The sequence below is a fragment of the Sphingomonas sp. genome (assembly GCF_040398505.1).
Classification (GTDB): domain Bacteria; phylum Pseudomonadota; class Alphaproteobacteria; order Sphingomonadales; family Sphingomonadaceae; genus Sphingomonas.
This window is the reverse complement of the sequence record NZ_JBBATX010000068.1, coordinates 2,092-3,942: the sequence shown is the minus strand read 5'-3', so window position 1 is coordinate 3,942 and position 1,851 is coordinate 2,092. Positions and strand designations below refer to the sequence as shown.

Below are 1,851 nucleotides of genomic sequence, written 5' to 3'. Positions count from 1 at the left end.
GTCTATTGCCTGCTGTCGCTGACGCGCAACCACCGCATCCGCGTGCATGTGCAGACCGATGACGAAAAGCCGGTCCCGTCGGTGACGGGCATCTGGCCGGTCGCGGGTTGGCTCGAGCGCGAAGTGTATGACATGTACGGCGTGCTGTTTTCGGGCAATCCCGATCTGCGCCGCATCCTGACCGACTATGGCTTTCGCGGGCATCCGCAGCGCAAGGACTTCCCGCTGACCGGCTATGTCGAGCTGCGCTATTCCGAAGAAGCCAAGCGCGTGGTGTATGAGCCGGTGAAGCTGGCGCAGGATTTCCGCAGCTTCGACTTTATGAGTCCATGGGAGGGTGCCGAATACATCCTGCCGGGCGACGAGAAGGCCAAGGTTCCCGAAGCCAAGGGCGCGCCGACGCCGCTGACCGCCGACGCGATCGTCAAGGCGGATGCGGCGAAGTCGCCGGTTGCGAGTGCGACCGAGGCGAAGACCAGCGAGAATACGACGCAGACCGGTGCGGGTAAGGCGGGGCCAAAGTGATGACGCTTTTCCTTGTACGCTTTCCCGGCGAAGGCCGGGGCCTAGTTGCGCAGGCTGAGGTTATCGAGCGCAGCACTCTCCAACGAAGCGCCCACAACTGGGCCCCGGCCTTCGCCGGGGAAGTGATTGTGTTTGGGGTTGTTCAATGACCGATTATCTCGACCAGATCGACCGCAAGGCCGACGCGGAAAGCCCCGAAGTCGGCGACGTCGCGATCCAGAATTACACGATCAATTTCGGCCCGCAGCACCCGGCTGCGCATGGCGTGTTGCGCCTCGTGATGGAGCTCGACGGCGAAATCGTCGAGCGCGTCGATCCGCATATCGGGCTGCTGCACCGCGGCACCGAAAAGCTGATCGAGTATAAGACGTACATGCAGGCGCTGCCCTATTTCGATCGGCTCGATTATTGCTCGCCTTTGTGCATGGAGCACAGCTTCGTGCTTGCGATCGAGAAATTGCTCGATCTCGAAGTCCCCACGCGCGCGCAGTATCTTCGGGTCTTTTTCGCCGAACTCACGCGCATTTCGAACCATATGCTCAACCTCGGCAGCCATGTGATGGACGTCGGGGCGATGACGCCGAACCTGTGGATGTTCGAGATCCGCGAAGACTGTATGAACTTCTTCGAGCGCGCATCGGGTGCGCGGATGCATGGCGCGTATTTCCGCCCCGGTGGCGTGCATCAGGATGTGCCGCTCAAGCTGCTGACCGACATTGCCGACTGGCTCGACAACCGCCTGCCGCGCTTGTTCGAGGATGCGATTTCGCTCGTCGCCGACAACCGCATCTTCAAGCAGCGCAACGTCGACATTGCGACGGTGAGCCGCGACGATGCGATCAAATGGGGCTTTTCCGGCCCGATGATCCGCGGTTCGGGCATCGCCTGGGATTTGCGCAAGTCGCAGCCGTACGATGTCTACGCCAAGATGGATTTCGAGGTTCCGGTCGGCACGCGCGGCGATTGCTATGATCGTTTCATGGTGCGCGTCGAGGAAGTCCGCCAATCGGCGCGGATCATGAAGCAGTGTCTGAACGAAATGCTCGAGGGACCGATCGCATCGCTCGACCGCAAGGTGGTGCCACCCAAGCGCGCCGAGATGAAGCGATCGATGGAAGCGCTGATCCACCACTTCAAGCTCTATACCGAGGGCTTCCACGTGCCGGCGGGCGACGTCTATGTCGCGACCGAAAGCCCCAAGGGCGAGTTCGGCGTGTATCTCGTCGCCGACGGCACCAACAAGCCGTACCGCTGCAAGATCCGCCCCACGGCCTTCTCGCATCTGCAGGCGATGGACTTCATGGCGAAGGGCCACATGCTGGCGGA

General features: G+C 61.6%; 2 protein-coding genes. Both read left to right on the top strand.

What is annotated here, in order from left to right:
- Positions 1 to 525 (top strand): NADH-quinone oxidoreductase subunit C (locus ABWP09_RS09645; protein WP_353204934.1); only part of this gene is annotated, 525 nt, incomplete at its 5' end.
- 145 nt (positions 526 to 670) lie between these two features.
- A partial coding sequence (locus ABWP09_RS09640; RefSeq protein ID WP_353204933.1) for an NADH-quinone oxidoreductase subunit D occupies positions 671 to 1,851 on the top strand: 1,181 nt, incomplete at its 3' end.